The sequence below is a fragment of the Cytobacillus sp. C11.1 genome (assembly GCF_058145115.1).
This window is the reverse complement of the sequence record NZ_CM176935.1, coordinates 3,643,189-3,662,697: the sequence shown is the minus strand read 5'-3', so window position 1 is coordinate 3,662,697 and position 19,509 is coordinate 3,643,189. Positions and strand designations below refer to the sequence as shown.

Sequence of the window (19,509 nt, the reverse complement as noted above, 5' to 3'; positions counted from 1 at the left end):
ACTTTAACAAATTCTGGGCAATAGCATTCCGGAGAGGCGCTGCAATCGCCGAGATGTTCCTAGCGGCGTTTTTAAAAATAGCTCCCCTGCCCTAAGATTTCTGCCGACTACCCGCCCGATTACCGCAGCTTTTTCTCCTAGAGGGTGTTTCTTTAAGATTTGAAGTACCCGTTCCTTGTTTTTTGAATCTACAATTAAAATCATTTTCCCCTCATTTGCCAGATAAAGAGGATCAAAGCCAAGGATATCGCAGGCTCCATGAACATCATCTCTAATAGGTATTGATTCCTCACAGATCTCGGAGGTAAAATGGAAATCCTCACAAAGCTCCACAAGTGCTGTGGCTAGGCCGCCCCTGGTGGGATCCTTTATTGCTCGAATTCCTTTTACCGTTTGCAGCAGTTCTTGAATCAGCCCATTTAGAGAGGCGCAATCACTTTTAATATCCGAAATGAGGCCAAGCTCTTCTCTGGCACTGAGAATTGCAATTCCGTGGTCTCCGATTGTGCCGCTCAAGATAATAGAATCACCTTCCTGAATGTCTTCGTGCTGAAGTTTTTGCCCGCTTTCCAATATGCCAATACCTGCAGTATTAATAAATAACTGATCAGCACTCCCTTTTTCAACCACCTTCGTGTCTCCCGCAATAATTCTGATTCCTGCTTTTTTAGCTTCAGCAGCCATGCTGTCTACAACTTCCTTTAGATCTCTAAGAGAAAGTCCTTCTTCAATAATGAATCCTGCTGTCATATATTTTGGAACAGCGCCGCTGACAGCGAGGTCATTAACAGTCCCGGTAACAGCCAGCGTACCAATATTTCCTCCGGGAAAGAAGATCGGTTTTACAACATAGCTATCAGTTGTGAACGCAATGGTATCAGATTTGCATTCAAACATGGGGGCATCATACTTGGTGTGTTCTCCATGGCCAAATGCTTCTTCAAAGACATTCTTAATTAGTTTATGCGTTAGCTCCCCGCCTTCCCCATGGGCCAGGTTAATCCTCTGCTGCATGATTACTCCTCCTTCATATAGTGATAGTGGGCTGCACATGTACCTTCTGCTGAAACCATGCATGGACCAATTGGATTGGAAGGTGTACAGGCTTTATTGAAAAGGACACACTTTTCAGGTTCAACAAGGCCACGGATTACCTCACCACAGCGGCATTTCGTTTTTCGCGGCGGCTCTGTGATGACCTTAAACTTCTTTTTCGCATCAAACTTTTCGTATTCCTCTTTCAGCACCATGCCGCTATTGGGGATCGTTCCAATTCCGCGCCAATCTTCATCAGCATGCTTTAAGTATTCTTGCATGAGGATTTGGGATGATAAGTTCCCTGTCTCCGTGACAATGTATGGATAATCATTAATGATATCCGCTTTCTTCTCTAGACATAGCTGCAATAATTTGTAAATGCTGCTGAGCAGCTGTACAGGTTCAAAACCTGAAATAACTCCAGGCATTTTGTATTCCTCCGCTAAAAATGAGTAGCTCTCTTTTCCAAGGACAATGGACACATGGCCGGGGAGCAGAAAGCCGTCAAGATGAATTTCTCCCGCCTCAAGAAGTGACCGCAAAACCGGTTCAACCAATTTAGTGGTCATCCAAATTGTAAAGTTGTTTAATCCCCTTTTTTCCGCTTCTTTTATAGCAGCAGCCAAGAGAGGGATGGTGGTTTCAAATCCTATCCCGAAAAATACTACCTCCCTATCTGGATTTTCTTCTGCAATTCGAAGGCTGTCCAGTGGAGAATAGACAACGCGAATATCCTTTCCCTCTGTTTTTGCATCCATCAAAGAATGCTTGGACCCTGGGACGCGCACCATATCTCCAAAAGTACATAGAATTCTGCGAGGATCTTCGGATAAGCTGATCATGCTGTCAATAGTTTTTTGGTCTGTGACACAAACAGGGCATCCCGGCCCTGCTATTAATCGAACATAATCTTTTAATCTCGTTTTAACCCCTGTTTTTGCAAGAGCCATTGTATGGGAGCCGCATACTTCCATAAATACAGGCTTGCGTCCAGTCTTTCTGGTATACTGTTTCGCTAGCTGGATCACTGTCTCTGCCGACCGCTGGCTTAATACAGGATCAGAAAAAGGTGCCATGCTGTCCATCAATTATTTTCCTCCATTCTTCAATGCTTTCCCGGGCGAATTCCTCGTTGATTATTGTCATAGCCTGGCCTGCGTGGAGCAGGACATAGTCATTTATTTTGACCTCTGGGACAAAGAGGATGCCTACATACATTTTTGCTCCCATAACCTCCACCAAAGCCCGGTCTTGTTCGATTTCAATTACCTTCGATGGAACACCCACGCACATTGGATCACCGCCTTCTTCACTCATTAGTGTTTTGAACTTTATGGGAAGCCACAATTAACTGCCCTAAAGATAATCCCCCGTCATGGCAGGGAACTTTTTTATGTGTAAAAACAGTAAACCCATTCTGCGTCAGCTGTCTGGAAAGCTCTTGTGCCAGGAACTTATTTTGAAACGAGCCTCCTGAAAGAACAATCTGCCTGTTCAGCTCCGGTTTTTCTTCTGCAGAAATCAAAATCATGTGTACCGACGCAGACACTAGAGTCTGATGAAACTTATGAATAATTGTTTGAAGCGGCCTCGCTATTAAGTGGTCCTGAATAATCTCATACAACATGGGCGAGAAATCAAGCTGATGCGGTTTACCGTTGTTTTTTCTGACTTTAAAGGAGTAATTGCCGGGGGAGTTATTAGTCTGTTCCGTAATCATGTAATCTGCTAGCTTAATAGCGGCTTCTCCCTCATAAGTTGAAGTTTGGCATATACCTAAAATGGCACTGATAGCATCGAAGAGCCTTCCGCATGTACCGGCCAAGGGGGTATTGATTTTCCTTTTAAGCATGTTTTCTATTATGCCGATTTCCCGCTTCTTTTCAGGAAAAAGTTTTTCAGCAAGATTCCTGCCCTGATCCGGCCAGAAGTGTAAGATCATCCCTGCTGCGTTCCTCCATGGCTCTTTTATGGATTTTTCCCCTCCAGGCAGCGGACTATATGTGAGATGTGCTATTCGTTCGCAGGAATCGGCACTGGCATACATTAATTCAAATCCCCAAATATGTCCGTCTTCCCCATAGCCTGTGCCATCCAGTATCAGGCCGAAACATGGCTCCTTTAGACCATTGTCTGCCATGCAAGATACATGGTGTGCATGATGATGCTGCACTGGAATTAAAGCCCCCTTTAACCTTTTCGCCGCCTTATTTACCAGGTAGGCTGGATGTGAATCCAGGGCAATGTATTTTGGCTTGTATCCTAACCAGCTTATATAATGGTCCAATTGGCACTCATAATGCAGAAGCATTTCTTCATTTTCCAAGTCTCCAATATGCGGACCCATAAATATGCTATTTTCCTTCCCGGCTGCAAACGTATTTTTTTGATTGCCTCCCAATGCCAGAATGTGATCGACTGGGTACATCGTTGTAAACACTTCAGGTATGAATCCTCTTGCACGGCGAAGAAAGGTGATCTCTCCTTCTTGATTCACCTCAATAACGGAATCATCAATAGGGTGAAGGATGCGGCGGTTATGTGTGAGAACAAAGTCACCTAGATCCTCTGAATCATCTCTGTATTGGAGCGGGAACCCGGAAGAGTTTGAGCTTGTCAGGACTATACTCTCCAATCTGCTGGTCTCAAACAATAAAAAATGAAGAGGCGAATATGGAAGCATTACTCCTAGTGTGGATAATCCTGGAGACAAAATCTCAGGGAGTCCGCAGTCTTCATTTTTTCTCAATACAACGATAGGCATTTCAGGACTGTTTAGCATTTCAGCTTCTGCTTCTGATACGTGACAATACTTCTTAGCTGTTTCGAGTGTTTTCACCATGATCGCCAGTGGGCGCTGCGGCCTTCTTTTCCGTTTCCGTAGCTCCTTGATCGCGCTTAGGTTATGTGCATCACAGGCAAGGTGATAACCGCCTATCCCTTTTATGGCGAGAATTTTCCCTTCCGATAAAACGCGTGCAGCTTCCTGAATGGAATTTTGAGTTGTTTTTACAGGCTTTTTTTTAGAATGATAAAGTGTTAGTACAGGTCCGCATTTAGGACAGCATACCGGCTGTGCATGATGGCGGCGATTTAGCGGGTCTTCGTATTCTTCTTGGCAGGAAGGGCACATTTGGAATTCGATCATAGATGTTTGGGACCTGTCATATGGAAGATCCCGAATGATCGTATAGCGCGGTCCGCATTGGGTGCAATTTGTAAAAGGATAACGATATCGTCTGTTATCCGGGTTTTTAATATCGATTAAGCAGTCCTTGCAGATTGCGGCATCTGCAGGGATTAAAGGTGTATGACAGCCTGTTCGTTTGCTTGGAATAATCGTAAATTCCAAATAATTGGAGGGCTGGTTTTCAGTCACGATGACTTCACTAACCTTTGCCAGATAAGGAGGGCTGGTTTGTATGTGGTCGATAAAAGCAGTAACTAAATCGTCAGAGCCCTCTGCATGAATAAGAACACCATCCAAATTATTTTGGACTGTTCCTTTTATCTTGTACTTTTTTGAAAGACTGTAAATAAAGGGGCGGAACCCAACCCCCTGCACTTTTCCGGTCACTTTAATCTTGACTGCGCACAGCATTGGCGTATACTTCCTTTATCCAATTCAGCCATTCTTCCATACCATCTCCAGTTTGGGCGGAAAGCGCAAGAAAATCAGCATTGGGGTTTATACAATGTAAATCCTTACGTGCTTCCTCTAAATCAAAATGAACATATGGAAGTAAATCTGTTTTGTTTATAATCGTCAAATGGGTCCGGTGAAACATTACCGGGTATTTTGGGATTTTATCATTCCCTTCTGGCACACTAAGGATGACGGCTTTGTAATCTTGTCCTAAATCATAGCCTGAAGGGCAAACCAGGTTGCCGATATTTTCGATAAAGAGGATATCTATCTCTTCAAGCTTAAAATCTGGTAAAGTTTTTGCTATCATTCTTGCATCCAGATGGCATCCGCCTACAGTATTGATTTGTACCGTTTTTATCCCTAAGGCACGAAGACGTTCTGCATCCCTCTCTGTTGCCAAATCCCCCTCAATAACAGCAATTTGATATTCATGCGCAAGGGCTTTTACAGTTTGCTCAAGCAGCGTAGTTTTTCCGGCACCAGGTGAGCTCATCAAATTGATAACAAGTGTTTGATTCCGTTTAAATATGATTCTGTTGAAATCAGCGGCTTTATTTTGATTCTTCAAAACATCATCATCCAACTTGATCTTCATTTTTATCACTTCCTTCATAAGACTCTATCCGAAACGTTTCGCCTGATAGCAGCACCGTTTTTGTTTGATTGCATTGTGAACAAAGGGCAATTCGATAATCTGGCACAAAATCAGTCCCGCAAACTAAGCAGGCTGCTTTTGCTTCCTCCCTGATCATCAATAACTGTGTTCCTTCATCTATAATGCAGTCTGACTGTGTTTGAAAAAAAGAAAATGCAAGCTCCAGAGCATCCGGAAGCACATTGGATAAATCCCCGACAATGACTGAAATACTATTAATCTTAATGAAGCCTCTCTGGCGGGCATCTTCCTCCACTATGTGAAGCAGCTCGCCCATAAGAGACAATTCGTGCATGTGCAACACCCTTTATCATTCGGCCTCTCTACTATTAATGAATATTCTAATTTCAGAGGAAAAGACCTCATTGAATAGATGGCATTAAATCAAAAAAACCAATGCAGACTATAAAAAGTCTGCATTGGTTTTTTTATTCCGCTAATTTCGTGTATTTACGTATAGTAACGAATTTATATAAAGAAATAGTCAAACTCAATCTTTTAATGGATCCTTTTCCTCCCCAAGTTCCATCCCGTAAGCAAGTCTTGGATTCATCGCAGATTCGCTCCGCTTTTCCTCCTGGCTGACTTCCATTCTGTTTGACAGAAAACGATGGACAAACACTTCTGAAAGAGTGATGATTCCAGCAGCTATAATACTCCCCCATGCAATTTGTAAATAACTGTTCAGCAGGACACTTCCAAAAACCCATACAGCCGCATAAACTAAAAAAAAGTCAGCTATGAGGGCATTCCGGTTCCCCAGCCTAGGAAGGATTATTCGGTCACCAAGCATGTAGGACATAATCGTAACCAAAATGCTGAATGAAACGATATCAGCAAAAGTGGCATCGAAAAATACATCAAGGGCAATTGCAAACGCAATCACACTGGATATAAATTTAATTATTAAAATCATCGTATTATTCATCTGTTTTCCTCCTTTATGCTTTAGTTTTTAACACACTTCCTTTTCCCATTCATGAATCGTTTTTCCATTGGAAAAGCAATTTTCTTAAAAAAATAACAACTTGTTCGAAACCTCTCAATATAATGATAGTATATATTTTTTTATTTTAAGTTAAAGGTTGTTGAAATCGTGTTATTTCAAAACAAAATACTTAATGTGGTGATAACAGGTGAGTGCTGAATATAATTTTCAAAATCTCCAGGAACGGCAATTGACGTTCGATCAGGTGTTTAACCGTATTTTACTATTTATGAAAAGAAATCCTGATGGAAACTTCCGTTTAATGATTGGAACAGATTCTCAGGTTCATTGCAACCGTACAGTGTTTATTACCGGAATTGTGATTCAAAACCAGAGGAAAGGAGCCTGGGCCTGTATAAGAAAAACCATTATTCCAAGAAAAATGCTGCATCTGCATGAAAGGATTTCATATGAAACCTCTCTCACTGAAGAAGTGGTCTCCCTATTTACAGACGACCGAAAAGATAGGATGTTTGAGATTGTTCTGCCATTTATTTATAAAGGAGGTTCCTTTTCGATGGAGGGTCATATGGACATCGGATCCGGCAAAAGAAATAAAACGAGGGAATTTGTGAAGGAAATGGTGTCGAGGATTGAGTCTATCGGTTTGGAGCCAAAAATAAAGCCGGAAGCATTCGTTGCCTCAAGCTACGCCAATCGCTATACGAAATAAGGGTTAAAAAAGAACTCAGAAAATGAGTTCTTTTCACTGCTTGTTTAAATCTGCGATTAAACGCCTGCATGCTCCTTATATTCCTCTTCCAGCTTTGTCGCAACCGCTTCGGTCAGCTCTGTGGTAATTTCAGGAAGGGATGTATTAAGCAAGGAATTTGCCACTTTAGCCATCATACCTTCTGCCTTAATGTCCAGAGCACCAGTCATCAGGTTTTTATTATTTCGGCCATTGGCTGCAAGAAAATATCCATGCCCGGTAAACTTCTCATTAATCCCGGTTAAATTAAACGTCACCTTAGTTGGCTCTTGCCAGCCGGTGATGTCCACTTTTAATTCAATTTTTTTCTTCAGGATCCCCAAATCGCTTTTAAAGCTCCATGTTGATTCTTTGTTATTAAGTACCTCATGTGCAATATATCCGGGTACTAGAGGTGCCCAGTTGTCGATATCACTGACAAAATTCCATATCGCCCCAATTGGTACATTCACTTCCGCCTGATGTGTACAGTTTGGCATATTTACCGCCCCTTTTGAAGTTTTTCATAGTTGGTTTCCCTGAATATGTATTCAAAATAGGCGGGCGAGATTCATCATTTTTTAAATTACCTCAGTACTTCTTCGGCAATAAGTTCGTATGAACGCAGACGGTCTTCATAACGGTGAACAATGGTTACAATCATGATCTCATCCGCCTGGTACCGGTGCTGCATATCTCTAAGCTCCTGGGCAACATCCGTGGGATTGCCTATAATTAAGCTGGATTTTTTATTAAAAGGGTCCTGATTTACATTGAGAAAATAGCTTTTTGCTTCTTCAATCGAAGGGATTCCTTGATTGCCTTCGCCTTTATCTGTTTTCAGCCTCCACAGAATGCTGCTGAGAGCTAGCTCTTTTGCTTCCTCCGCCGTTTCTGCACAAATCGCGGATACTGTTAAAATCACTTTGGGCTTCTGCAGGCTTCCTCTTACTTTGAAATTTTCCCTGTATTGCCTTATGAAATCTTCTCCATCTTTTTCGCTCATAAATTGGCCAAATGCATAGGCTGCACCGTTCTCGGCAGCCATAATAGCACTTTTGCAGCTGGTTCCCAAAATCCATGGCTCGGGGCTGATTTTTGGAACAGGCGAAGCGGATATCCTTGAAAACATATGATCTTCCGGAAAGTCTTTGTTTAAGAATTGAAGCAGCTCCTTCACTGTTTCGGGCATTTTCCGGACACCTTCCAAAAAATTGTCGGAGAGTGCCATCGTGGCTTCAGCTGATCCGCCTGGTGCCCTGCCGATCCCGAGGTCAATTCGATTTGGAAACAAAGTAGCAAGCATATTGAACAATTCCGCAATCTTGTATGGTTTATAGTGCGGGAGTAAAATGGCGCCCGCACCGATACGGATTTTATCTGTTCTGGAACCAATATAACTTAACATAATTTCGGGAGCGGAGCAGGCTAAACCGGATAAATCATGATGCTCTGCAATCCAATACCTTGTATACCCCAGCCTCTCTCCAGCTTGTGCAAGCCCGGCGGATGCCTCTAAGGCATCCTTTGGTGAATATCCTGAAGAAATAGGTGCCTGATCCAAAATACTTAATTTCAAGGTTTCCCCCTCTTTCAAAAATTAATAATTTCCCGTACCCAGCGGGAATCCTTCCGGGTAGGAAGCATGATCAAACAGCATCACAGGTATTTCTCCATCATAGACGATAGCTGTACTGCTGTATTTTAATCCTCTGGATGCTCCCGCTTCTGCTTCCTGCAAAGTTCCGAAACGGCCTATATGGAGAACCTCAGCGCTTTGGTTATATAGTTTGACAATAAACAATCTTTTTTCCCTCCTATGTTAAATGATACAAATCGAATAATTATTAGCAAACGAGCGAAACTTATATTATTGATGATTATTGTGCCAGTAGGTTTCTTTTCTATATTAAAGGTTCTTTTCGTATAGATCGTTGTTTTTGCTTTGAACTCTGCCCGTTGATTTCCGCTGCAGGCGCTCGCTTTCCACGGGGCTACCGGGAGCCTCCTCGACGCTCTGCGTCTGCGGGGTCTCCCTTGGAACGCTACTCCCGTAGGAGTCTCGCGCCTTCCGCTCCAATCAACTCAGTGATTAAAAATGGTTCGAAAGCAACAAACTTTGCGAAAACAGCGATATTAAAAATTCTTTTACAAGTATAGCAAACCAGAATCCCTTTTTCATTTCATTGAAACGAATTTGGGAAAACAAACAAATGGAGTGTGGAAAATGAAGGCTGTCACTTATCAGGGTCCTAATCGTGTAGCTGTTACGAATGTAGATGACCCGAAGCTTGAAAAAAAAGATGATATTATCGTTAAAATAACGTCCACGGCGATCTGCGGTTCGGATTTACACTTATATCAGGGGAATATGCCCCTTCCCGAAGGATATGTTATCGGACATGAACCGATGGGCATTGTCGAAGAAACAGGCCCTGAGGTGACAAAAGTGAAAAAGGGCGACAGAGTTGTTATCCCATTTAATGTATCTTGCGGACAGTGCATTTATTGCCAGCAGGATCAAACCAGCCAATGCGATAATTCCAATCCGCATTATGATTCGGGAGGTTATTTTGGATACACCGAAAAATTTGGAAATCATCCTGGAGGACAGGCAGAATATTTAAAAGTTCCTTTCGGCAATTACACACCATTTCTCGTTCCGGAATCGTGTGAACTGGAGGATGAGTCCCTGTTATTTTTATCTGACGTCCTTCCTACTGCCTATTGGAGTGTTGTAAATGCTGGTGTTAAAAAGGGTGATACGGTTATCGTCCTGGGCTGTGGTCCAGTTGGTCTAATGGCTCAAAAATTTGCATGGATGGAAGGTGCCGAGCGGGTCATTGCAGTTGATTATCTTGATTACCGGATTAATCATGCCGAGGCAACGAATAAAGTGGAAGTATATGAGTTCACTAAGTACCCGGATATGGGAGAGCATTTAAAGGAAATAACTCATGGGGGAGCTGATGTTGTCATTGATTGTGTGGGCATGGATGGGAAAAAGTCACCTCTTGAGTTTTTAGAGCAAAAGTTAAAGCTTCAAGGCGGGACATTGGGACCGATTCAAATTGCGACAAAAGCTGTCAGAAAAACAGGAACAGTCCAAATTACCGGGGTTTATGGTGCAAATTATAATATGTTCCCGCTGGGTGCATTTTTCTCCAGAAACATTACGCTGAAAATGGGACAGGCGCCTGTCATACCATTTATGCCTAAGCTATATGAGAAAATCGTAAACAAAGAATTTGATCCGAAGGACATCATCACGCACAAAATTAACCTGGATGAGGCAAGTCATGGGTATAAAATTTTTAATGGACATGAAGATGATTGCATTAAAGTGGTTTTAAAGCCTTGATCATGAAAAGCCTGCTGTTTTGCCAGCAGGCTTTTTCAAATTACATCGGTGCTATTTACCCATTTTTTTATAAGAAGCGCTACCTCATCTGCATGTTTAATTCCTTCATCAGACGGTGTTTCCAGTATAAAAGGCAGCTTTTTAAATGGCTCTGCTTTTACGAACTCATCAAACTGTTTTTCGGTTATATGTCCTGTGTTGAATATATTGGCGTGCCGGTCCTTTCCTGAACCCGATGGATATTTGGAGTTATTAAAATGAATAGCTTTTAAATGCTCAAAATAGTTGAGTTCTTCTCCTTTTTGAAGGAAATCTTCCAGGTTGTCCCCATTCCAAAGGTCGCTTGCAAAGGCATGGCAGGTATCCAGGCAGAAGCCAATTTTGTCAGGGTAATCACATAAGCTGCGGACCTGAACAAGTTCCTCTATGGTCGTCCCCATTGTCCCTGGATGGCCGGCAGTGTTTTCAAGTAGAATAAGACACGGCCCCTCCCATTGCCTAAGCACTTTATTTAGCATTTCAATCATTAAGTGATAGCCAGCAAGCGGGTCCCTGCTGCTTATAGGACTGCCGAAATGTACGACTACTCCCGCTGAACCGCAGCTGTTAGCTATATCAAGGTCATTCAGCAAGGACTTAATCGTAATATCCTGTTTCTCCGGAAGCGGTGTCAGGCTTGTCGGATATGGTGTATGTGCAATAGAAAAAATCCCGTGGTCTTCGCAAAAATCCCTGCAAAGGCTAGCATCCTCTTGATCAAAATCCTTAACAGTTAAGCTCCTCGGGTTTTTAGGGAAATACTGATAGGCGGAAGCATTCATTTTTTCAGCAGCTTTTGCAGCCCCTAAGTAGCCTTCCCTAATGCTTAAATGGCAGCCAAATAACATTCTGATCCCATCCAATCATCCCTGGATTGTTTACCTTCTATAGTAGTTATATCTCTTCCTGGAGTGGGTAGTATGGCACTCATCACAAATTTGAAACTCATGTTCCCAGGGAAGCTTTTTGCCGCATCTTCGGCATTTTCTTGAGAGCACTTTAATGTCTGTTTTCAGCCTTTCATGGACATGATCACTTATTTCTTCCCGTAACCTTTCCCAATATAATGCTTCAGTTCTCTGTTCAAGCCGATAAAGAAACAGAAGGTGCAGGCCAATTGCTTTGTATGTGAGTTCCAACTCCTCGAGGTTGCGGTTCTTGATCCGCGGCTCGGGCAGCTCAACACCATCAATTATGGCATACATGGTCTCTTCCCATTGCCGTACAAGATCATTCTCTTTTTTTGAGAACGGGAGATGGAGAAAGCCGTACAGATCCATAATGCCAAGCTTAGCTTCTATTTCAGTTCCGCGAACCCTCTCGTATAGATCTCTTTCCTCTGTTAGAGCCGCTTTTTTGGTGCCTTTAGGGCTTTCAAACTTATCCCATAGCTCAAAAAAAGTGCCCAAATCACGATAATACCTTTGAAACCTTTCAAATACAGTATTTGTTGGGGCAATCGCAAAGGTATGGACAGGTTCATCTTCCATTTCAAGCAATGCCTTCATTCTTTTAATATCTTTCGTAAACGAGACCTTCCCAATATTGTATAAGCCTTTGCGGCCAGCCCTCCCTGCAATTTGCTTAACCTCCTGTGATGTAAGCAGCCGCCTCTTTGTGCCGTCAAACTTCTCATTTTCGAGAAAGACGATTCTGCGGATTGGCAGGTTAAGACCCATCCCAATGGCATCAGTTGACACGATCACGGAAGTTTCGCCATTAATAAAGCGCAATACTTGTTTCTTTCTTGTTTCAGGCGGCATGGAGCCGTAAATCATACTGACCGAGTGGCCTTCCTGCTGAAGTCTAGAGGCTGTTTCCAGCACTCTTTTCCTGGAAAAACAGATAAGCGCGTCTCCTTTTCTCACATTTTTGAACTTAAACTCTTTCTCTTCCACTTCCAGCGGAATATCGCGGCTATATTCATTCAGTTTGATGTCTGCATCGCCAAGCAGCTGGAGCATCATGCTCTTTGCACTTCGGCTGCCGATAATATGCACTTCATTGGCATTTGCTTTTGTGATCGCTTTATACCAAGAAAAGCCGCGATCTTTATCTGTAATCATCTGGGCTTCATCTATAACGATCACATCAAAAAAATCTTTTTCATGAAACATTTCAACCGTGCAGGAGAGATGCTGTGAACCGGATACTAATTTTTCTTCTTCCCCTGTTTTCAAGGAGCAGGGCACTTCATCACGGTTCAGCTTATCATATACTTCCAGGGCAAGCAGTCTAAGCGGGGCCAGGTACATACCGCTGCCTGCCAGCTTCATTCCTTCAAGAGCGTGATGGGTCTTGCCTGTATTGGTTTCCCCAATATGAAGAACATAGCGCTTTGCCCGTTCCACCGAAGGACTGTATTCCTGTCCGAAAACATACTCCAGCATTCGGGCTTCTTCTTCCTTTTGCCGCTGCAGTTCTGCCAGTTCCTCAGCTTTTTTACGCTCTCTGTCTTTAAGGTCCTTCTCAAATAACTCTTTATGGACATCTGGGGCAAACGGGATGTCAGCGAGCTTTAGCAGGTCTTCAACATATTCTTCCTGAATACTTTCAAAAAAGCTCTCATTGATATCGTGAAGAGTATGGGTAATCAGCTTTTTAATGGCCTTCCCTGTCAAAGGCTTGCCGTAAGTTTCTTCATACTCCTCAAATAATTCATGGGGAAGGTTTTGCAGGACAAGGGTTTGCAGGGTATCGGAAAGATATCCGGAAATATTGTTTTTATACACATAGTAGTAGGTTTCGTATTCAAAATAGCCCTGGCCCCAGTGCAAGGTTTTATGGATATTTCCAGTCAGTTCGGCAAGGAAGTCAGCCATAGCATTATACTCGTCGGAATTAAAGCCTTCTGCTTCCTCGAGCTTTTCTTCCAGTGCAAAGGTATCGACCTTGCAGTATCTTACTTTGTTTTTAAAATCCGATGCTAATTGCTTTGCTGTCATATGTCTTATATATAAATAAAGAAGGCTATACTCTTGTTCAATGATTTCATCAATTTTCCCTTCAATCGTTTCGCGGATTAAATACTTTTTTCGCTGCAGCCTTTCTTCTTCAGCTTTTTGAAGATAGTGGGCTCGAGCTTTCTTATAGCGGTCTTCCCATTCCTCATCTTTGCTTTCGAACTTATCATTAAGCCATTCTGAGGTATTAAACGGCTGATAATCCCTCATCTCAGTTCTAAATATATGATTGATCAATTTCCTGTCCACATTCTCTGTTTCATATCCTTTGTCGCTTAAGTACTTCTTTTTTTCGTGCTTTGAAATTTTAGTCGTAATTTTATTCAGCCAGACATTCACCCAAATTTGGTCGATATAATGGAACCTTTCAGACAGGTATTCCTTATAAGTTGGCATGGCCTCTTTACTCCCAAGATAGCGGTCGACATCTTCAAGTATTTTTATTTTAGTGTGCTCTGCAGCATTATTATAAATTTGTTCAAGTTGATTCATGTTTCGTTCCCCTTTAAACTCCACAATTAGTTTGTGCTGTAATCATTATGTATTAGGTTATGTATCTTAAGGAAAAATTAAGTAGTCTTCATTTTACCATCTTTTGAAAAAATATCATTGACAGAAAACTGAAACGGTCATATAATTTATCTAGAATTAAAATATCTTGAATTCGAAACAATTGGATTCAAAACAAATGGAGGAGAAAATAATGGCAAAAACAAAATGGGCTGTTGATCCAGCACACAGCAGTGTTGACTTTTCAATCAAACATATGATGATCGCAAACGTGAAAGGAAGCTTTAATAGCTTTGATGCAGAAATCGAAGCAGATCCTGCGGACTTAACAACAGCGGACATTCAATTTAATGTAGATCTTTCAAGTATTGACACACGGAATGAAGACCGTGATAACCATCTGCGTTCAGCTGACTTCTTTGATGTTGAAAAACACGCGAAAATGACGTTCAAATCAACAGGCATCTCAAGCAAAGGTGACGATGAGTATGATGTATCAGGGGATCTAACGATTCATGGAGTAACAAGACCTGAAACGTTTACGGTTACTTATGAGGGTTCTGGAAAAGATCCGTGGGGAAATGAAAAAGTGGGATTCAGTGCCGCGGGCGTAATTAAGCGCAGCGACTACGGCTTAACCTGGAACTCTGCCCTTGAAACTGGCGGTGTCCTTGTTGGCGATAAAGTGAAAATTGATCTGCAAATTCAGGCTGCCAAAGCTGAATAATTAAGGAAAAGGGCAGGAATCCAAAATGGAGTCCTGCCCTTTTTAGTGTAGTCTTTATTGGTCAGCTAATAATTTGGCAATTTGGTCTTCAATTAATTTTCCTCGAGAACCATCCGTTAGGTTATTTAGTACAATTGAGAAGATTAGCTCTTCTCCGGTAGTTGTTGTGACATACCCTGATAATGAACTGACTGTCGAGATTGAACCGGTTTTTGCTTTGACATTTCCAACAGCATTAGAGTTTTTCATTCGATTCCGAAGAGTTCCCCCCTCCATGCGGTTTGTGTTTCCGGCAATCGGCAGGGAATTTAAATAGAATGGGAACCATTCTTTACCTTGTATTTCAAAAAGCAGCTTTGAAATCTCATTTGCCGGAATTAAGTTTACATGTGAAATTCCTGATCCATCACGAAGTACTAGAGTTTTTTCATTCATGCCAAAATCTTTGACTTGATCTTCTAAAACCTCAAGCCCCTTCTCCCAGCTGCCTTCCTCTTTTTCGACTTTCCCCATTTCCTTGATGAGTGTTTCGGCATGTCCATTGTTGCTTAATTTCATAAAGGGAATAAGCAATTCTGAAAGCGGCATGGATTGATGCTCTGCAAGAACCTTGGCACCTTCAGGCGAAGCAGAAGCAATAATCTTCCCCTGCAGCTTGATGTCTTGTTCGGCAAGGGATCGTTTAAAGAGATCAAGTGCATAACCAGCAGGCTCCCAAACAGCAATCCATTCCCTGGAACGGCTGCCGTCAACCGGGATTTCTCCTTCAATGGTTACAGTGTTAGTGCCGTGGTCACGTTCAATGCTGATATCTTTATTCTCGCCTTTTTCAACCGTTTTTGCTTTGTTTACAATTTTTATGTAATCTGTTTCCGGCACCATCTTAACAACTGGCTCTTGTCCTGCTTTTTCTCCAGGATACACCTCTACAATCACAGTTCCTGCATCATAATCTTCGTTTGGAGAGGCAGTCAATGCTGAAACCTGTGCACCGTAATACCAGGATTCATCGCTCCAGGAAAGGTCTGTTGAATAGCGCTCATCATCGTACCACGTGTCATCACCGATCAGGTTGCCGTGAATCACTTTGATGCCAGCCTCCTTCACCTTTGCCGCAAATGCATCAAAGTCCTCTTTTAAAAGAGTGGGATCTCCTTTTCCTTTTAAGATCAGATCACCTTGCAGAGTCTGCCCGTTCAGCGAACCTGTATGAAGAAGTTCTGTTTTGAACTTATAATCTTCACCCAAAGTATCCAAAGCTGCAGCAGCAGTCAGAAGCTTCATATTGGAAGCTGGCCGTAAGCGTATATCTCCTATATGGTCATAAATCAATTCTCCTGTTTCTGCATTACGGATACTGACCCCGGCCAGTGCTCCCTGTAAAATGGGGTCATTGTTAAGGATGTGGTTTAGTTGCTGAACTAAATCGCTTCCTTCTTCAGTAGCCTTTACCTGAGGAGACTCTGTTTGGGAAAAAGGAACAAATGCGAGTACAAGAATCAATAACATGCTAATACTTATTTTCAGTGTTTTTTTCATATATAAGCCACCTTTCATTTCTAGTTCCTAACCTTTTCTTTTTTGAAAGGTGAGTTCCCTTTATTTCCAGTATGAGGAAAAAGATTCATTTTTTATCTACTTCACTATTTTATTCTCCTCCTTGAAAGTTATGAGGACTGGCTCTTCATACCCAAATTTTTTTAACTGAATTTATTATTGTTATTTAAAATAATTAATCTTAAAAAATTTTTATAAAAAATGGTATGATAGCAATAAGTGAATTTTTTAAGGGGTGGAAGAATGAGTGTACATAAAGCAATATCAGAACATGTTGGCAAACAAAATAAAATCATAACAAGCTTCGCAGCTCTTGATCAGGAACGTGAAAATTATATTGAACAAGCTTTGGATAACTGCAGAAAAGGATTGCCTTTTTCTGCGGATAAGATAAATGAAGTAACCGCGAGGATTAATGAATTATCTAAACAGGGCATTGTACCTGCCAGGAAGTTGGTAACAATTGAAATGATTAAGGAATTTGCATCAAGAACAAAATAGGTATTTCTAATTAGTGGAAACCCTGTATTTCTTTGGAATACAGGGTTTTTATTGAGCGATTACGAATGGTGGTATAAAGGGTCATATAAATACTCCTGCAAATCCAGTATTCCTTTTGTAGATACATAAATTTCTTCTTTTTCAAGCAGTTCTCTTTGAAGGTTAAAAGAAAGGTCATCTTTAAAGCCTATTTCCCCTTTCCCGTTTACAACCCGATGCCAGGGTAGCTGATGCTTTTCACTTAGGGAGTGAAGGATTCGGACTACCTGCCTTGCACCCCGCGGACTGCCGGCAAGTTTTGCAATTTGTCCATAGGTCATAACTTTTCCGGAAGGGATGTTTTGAATAATCTTAATAGCTTTTATGGTAAACGGCTGCATATTAAGGCTCCTCTAACTAGTTGTTTATAGCAATATTATAAACAAAAAACCGCCTGAATTCAGGCGGTTTCACTTATAAGCCGAGCATTTCCTTAGCACGTTCAGGATAATCAATAAAGGGATTGCGGTTGCCCTGCAGATCATGGATTGCAGTGTTTCTGTGCTTTTCATATAAAGTCACAGGATTTTCTTCATGCCATTTCAGCAAAAGGTGCAGATCTATTTTGGTTTCCATCTTGATCACTTTTGTATATCTTACTGCAAAATAGAATACTGCTCTTGCTGCGACCCCTTTTCCATATTCAGGTTCAAACTTTTCATTTTCTGCCATCCCGCATCCGTTTCTAATTTTCACAGCTTGGAATTCAGGAACATATGACTCAAAATCATAGTATGGAAAATTGCTTCTCATACTATTGCATGCCGGTTCACAAGCAAAAAGATGATGAAGATCCCCTCTCATCGGCTCTTTCCCTCCAAACCAGGATTGGGGCACAACATGCTCAGTATTAAAAATGACCCTCCCGCTGGAGGTAAAGCCTTCTTCCTGAATCATTTGCAAGAGCCTTAAATCCTGATCAATTGTTTTGAGTGGGTCGAGTCCAGTGCCAGAGTATAGGCTCTTAAGCTTAAGGTTCTCCTGCAAATCAACCCAAGGATATACATATTGATGCGGTGAATAATCCAATTGATGGGTGTGCGTACTTTCAAGCAGCGAATGGAGTTGTACTGCAATATTTTCTTTTTCAAAATCCACCTTGCTGTAGTATGCCTCTTGCTTTTTTAAATCCAGCTCTGAATCATAATAAGTTTCATTTTGAACACTATCAATATATTTCGTTTGAGCTGTCATCCATGCCTCGGAAATGCTGTTCACTTTAATCATATTGCATTCATAACCATGGTTTTAAAGTTTTGGTCAAAAATGCCGGCCAAATGCTCAGGAACTGTTAGATAGACGAGCCCGTTCCCTTCAAGCTTTGGTGAATTGCCCAGCGGAACAGTCCGCCTGATTAATTGTGCATACAGCTCAGGTTCAGAAAGTTTTCTTTCGAAATGCCTGTTTGCATAATCTTTAATCAGTGCCAGTGCACCGGAGACATGAGGAGCTGCCATGGAGGTGCCGCTAAGTGTAGCATATTTTCCATTTAAATAGGTTGATAGGATGCCTTCACCTGGTGCAACGCAATCAATTTCGTTATGGGAATTTGTAAATTCAGATGAGTCTCTTTCAAGGCTAATCGCTCCAACGCTAATAACCTCATTGTAGCAGCCAGGATAAGCAAACTCATCAGTTGAATCATCCCCATCGCCTTCATTGCCTGCTGCACAAACAACAAGGATATTCTTCTTGACTGCAGATTTTATGGCATCATACAGCTCAGGTACATCAGCCGGTCCGCCAAGGGACATCGAGATAACATCCGCATTTTGCTCGATTGCATAATGAATGCCATTGATAATCCACTCATATTGTCCGGATCCATTTTTGTTTAAAACCTTTACAATCAGGAGTTCTGCCTCCGGGGCTACTCCGATTACACCTGCATCATTTTCCTGCGCTGCAATTGTACCGGCAACATGAGTGCCGTGTCCGTTATAGTCTGTATAAATATCAGGGTTGCTGCTATCATCGTCTGTAAAATTGCGGCCGCCAACAATACGATCCTTTAAATCAGGATGATTGACATCACAGCCTGTATCCAGGACAGCAACTTTAATGCCTTTTCCTTTGGTTTCGTTCCAAATCTTTGGCGCCTGAATTAATTCAACACCTTTTGGCACTTCTTTAACTTCCTCTTCCTGCTGGATCACCTTATAAGGAATAACGCGAACATATTGCTCCATTTCTTTCCCTCCTTAAGAGATTAAATTGAAGCTGGTTCTAGCTGTTATAACCATTTTAACAATTCTGAATCTTTTTTGACAGTATCGTTCGTAGGGAATTTACTAGACTTGGGTGAGAAAAAAGGAAGAATTTGTGCTATTTGCACTAGGTTATGGAGTTTTGAATAAAATTACTTTCCCTTATTTCCTTTATGGCGTTGGTTATAAAAAGGACAACTTAAGGATCGTGAAAAAAAGTAGTTTCAGTGGAATAAAGCCCGAAACGCCTGCTCTTCCTGAAATATGGTCGCTCAACGAATTGAATAGAGCCCAAAATACGTGCTTGGTTCCGAAAATGGTCGTTAATCGAAAGGAATAAAGCCCAAAATGCCAGCTTGGCTCCGAAAATGGTCGTTAATCGAAAGGAATAAAGCCCGAAATGCCAGCTTGGCTCGCAACATGGTCGTTAATCGAAAGGAATAAAGCCCAAAAATGCTTGTTTGGCTCGCAACATGGTCGCTAATTGAAGGGAGATAAAGCCCAAAATGCAGTTTGGTTCAGAATATGGACGTTAATCTGGAGTACGGCCACGATTCTATATTCACAACTGACACATGGTTTTA

General features: G+C 41.8%; 20 protein-coding genes. 4 read left to right on the top strand and 16 right to left on the bottom strand.

The genetic code is table 11. The annotated features are described in order from the left end of the window. Window positions 1–3: 3 nt before the first annotated feature. The 7 genes from hypE to AC3ZVC_RS18170 form a co-directional block, all read right to left on the bottom strand. A complete protein-coding gene (gene hypE / locus AC3ZVC_RS18200; protein WP_490064606.1) occupies window positions 4–1,014 on the bottom strand; it encodes a hydrogenase expression/formation protein HypE in 1,011 nt (336 codons plus the stop codon). Window positions 1,015–1,016: 2 nt separating this feature from the next. After that, the gene (gene hypD / locus AC3ZVC_RS18195; RefSeq protein ID WP_490068959.1) at window positions 1,017–2,123 is read right to left on the bottom strand and encodes a hydrogenase formation protein HypD; all 1,107 of its coding nucleotides are present in this window, start codon (window positions 2,121–2,123) and stop codon (window positions 1,017–1,019) included. Then, the gene (locus AC3ZVC_RS18190; protein WP_490064605.1) at window positions 2,098–2,331 is read right to left on the bottom strand and encodes a HypC/HybG/HupF family hydrogenase formation chaperone; all 234 of its coding nucleotides are present in this window, start codon (window positions 2,329–2,331) and stop codon (window positions 2,098–2,100) included. The genes hypD and AC3ZVC_RS18190 overlap by 26 nt, the downstream gene beginning before the upstream one ends. Before the next feature lie 16 nt (window positions 2,332–2,347). After that, on the bottom strand, window positions 2,348–4,639 hold the full coding sequence (gene hypF / locus AC3ZVC_RS18185; RefSeq protein WP_490064604.1) for a carbamoyltransferase HypF: 2,292 nt from the start codon (window positions 4,637–4,639) through the stop codon (window positions 2,348–2,350). Beyond that, complete coding sequence (gene hypB, locus AC3ZVC_RS18180; RefSeq protein WP_490064603.1) at window positions 4,617–5,282, bottom strand: hydrogenase nickel incorporation protein HypB; 666 nt, start codon at window positions 5,280–5,282, stop codon at window positions 4,617–4,619. Before hypB ends, hypF begins: the two co-directional genes overlap by 23 nt. After that, entirely contained in the window at window positions 5,263–5,637 is a 375-nt protein-coding gene (locus AC3ZVC_RS18175; RefSeq protein WP_490064602.1) for a hydrogenase maturation nickel metallochaperone HypA/HybF, read from the bottom strand. The genes hypB and AC3ZVC_RS18175 overlap by 20 nt, the downstream gene beginning before the upstream one ends. Before the next feature lie 195 nt (window positions 5,638–5,832). Next, complete coding sequence (locus AC3ZVC_RS18170) at window positions 5,833–6,270, bottom strand: YndM family protein (protein ID WP_490064600.1); 438 nt, start codon at window positions 6,268–6,270, stop codon at window positions 5,833–5,835. 208 nt (window positions 6,271–6,478) lie between these two features. Here AC3ZVC_RS18170 and AC3ZVC_RS18165 point away from each other — a divergent pair, with 208 nt between their 5' ends. Next, entirely contained in the window at window positions 6,479–7,003 is a 525-nt protein-coding gene (locus AC3ZVC_RS18165; RefSeq protein ID WP_490064599.1) for a ribonuclease H-like YkuK family protein, read from the top strand. A gap of 56 nt (window positions 7,004–7,059) precedes the next feature. Here AC3ZVC_RS18165 and AC3ZVC_RS18160 read toward each other — a convergent pair whose 3' ends face one another. The 3 genes from AC3ZVC_RS18160 to AC3ZVC_RS18150 form a co-directional block, all read right to left on the bottom strand. Beyond that, window positions 7,060–7,521, bottom strand: a complete 462-nt coding sequence (locus AC3ZVC_RS18160; protein ID WP_490064598.1) for an SRPBCC family protein — start codon at window positions 7,519–7,521, stop codon at window positions 7,060–7,062. 86 nt (window positions 7,522–7,607) lie between these two features. Further along, a complete protein-coding gene (locus tag AC3ZVC_RS18155; RefSeq protein WP_490064597.1) occupies window positions 7,608–8,600 on the bottom strand; it encodes an LLM class flavin-dependent oxidoreductase in 993 nt (330 codons plus the stop codon). 21 nt (window positions 8,601–8,621) lie between these two features. Further along, the gene (locus tag AC3ZVC_RS18150) at window positions 8,622–8,825 is read right to left on the bottom strand and encodes a hypothetical protein (RefSeq protein WP_490064596.1); all 204 of its coding nucleotides are present in this window, start codon (window positions 8,823–8,825) and stop codon (window positions 8,622–8,624) included. Between the two features lie 423 nt (window positions 8,826–9,248). Here AC3ZVC_RS18150 and AC3ZVC_RS18145 point away from each other — a divergent pair, with 423 nt between their 5' ends. Further along, on the top strand, window positions 9,249–10,382 hold the full coding sequence (locus AC3ZVC_RS18145; protein ID WP_490064595.1) for a zinc-dependent alcohol dehydrogenase: 1,134 nt from the start codon (window positions 9,249–9,251) through the stop codon (window positions 10,380–10,382). Window positions 10,383–10,417: 35 nt separating this feature from the next. On the opposite strand, the gene AC3ZVC_RS18140 is transcribed toward AC3ZVC_RS18145, so the two are convergent. Both AC3ZVC_RS18140 and AC3ZVC_RS18135 read right to left on the bottom strand, forming a co-directional pair. Continuing rightward, on the bottom strand, window positions 10,418–11,284 hold the full coding sequence (locus tag AC3ZVC_RS18140) for a deoxyribonuclease IV (RefSeq protein WP_490064594.1): 867 nt from the start codon (window positions 11,282–11,284) through the stop codon (window positions 10,418–10,420). A gap of 15 nt (window positions 11,285–11,299) precedes the next feature. Next, entirely contained in the window at window positions 11,300–13,876 is a 2,577-nt protein-coding gene (locus tag AC3ZVC_RS18135) for a DEAD/DEAH box helicase (RefSeq protein WP_490064593.1), read from the bottom strand. A gap of 211 nt (window positions 13,877–14,087) precedes the next feature. Here AC3ZVC_RS18135 and AC3ZVC_RS18130 point away from each other — a divergent pair, with 211 nt between their 5' ends. Continuing rightward, entirely contained in the window at window positions 14,088–14,621 is a 534-nt protein-coding gene (locus AC3ZVC_RS18130) for a YceI family protein (protein ID WP_490064592.1), read from the top strand. A gap of 54 nt (window positions 14,622–14,675) precedes the next feature. Here the strand turns inward: AC3ZVC_RS18130 and dacB are convergent, their stop codons facing one another. Beyond that, on the bottom strand, window positions 14,676–16,160 hold the full coding sequence (dacB, locus tag AC3ZVC_RS18125; protein WP_490064591.1) for a D-alanyl-D-alanine carboxypeptidase/D-alanyl-D-alanine endopeptidase: 1,485 nt from the start codon (window positions 16,158–16,160) through the stop codon (window positions 14,676–14,678). A 261-nt stretch (window positions 16,161–16,421) separates the two neighbouring features. Between dacB and AC3ZVC_RS18120 the strand changes: the two genes are divergently transcribed. Next, on the top strand, window positions 16,422–16,679 hold the full coding sequence (locus tag AC3ZVC_RS18120) for a YpbS family protein (protein ID WP_490064590.1): 258 nt from the start codon (window positions 16,422–16,424) through the stop codon (window positions 16,677–16,679). Between the two features lie 59 nt (window positions 16,680–16,738). Here AC3ZVC_RS18120 and AC3ZVC_RS18115 read toward each other — a convergent pair whose 3' ends face one another. The 3 genes from AC3ZVC_RS18115 to AC3ZVC_RS18105 all read right to left on the bottom strand — a co-directional run bounded on the left by AC3ZVC_RS18115 (window position 16,739) and on the right by AC3ZVC_RS18105 (window position 18,907). Further along, the gene (locus AC3ZVC_RS18115) at window positions 16,739–17,059 is read right to left on the bottom strand and encodes an MGMT family protein (RefSeq protein WP_490064589.1); all 321 of its coding nucleotides are present in this window, start codon (window positions 17,057–17,059) and stop codon (window positions 16,739–16,741) included. Between the two features lie 73 nt (window positions 17,060–17,132). Further along, a complete protein-coding gene (locus AC3ZVC_RS18110; protein ID WP_490064588.1) occupies window positions 17,133–17,945 on the bottom strand; it encodes an endonuclease I family protein in 813 nt (270 codons plus the stop codon). After that, complete coding sequence (locus AC3ZVC_RS18105) at window positions 17,942–18,907, bottom strand: S8 family peptidase (protein WP_490064587.1); 966 nt, start codon at window positions 18,905–18,907, stop codon at window positions 17,942–17,944. Before AC3ZVC_RS18105 ends, AC3ZVC_RS18110 begins: the two co-directional genes overlap by 4 nt. Window positions 18,908–19,509 lie beyond the last annotated feature (602 nt).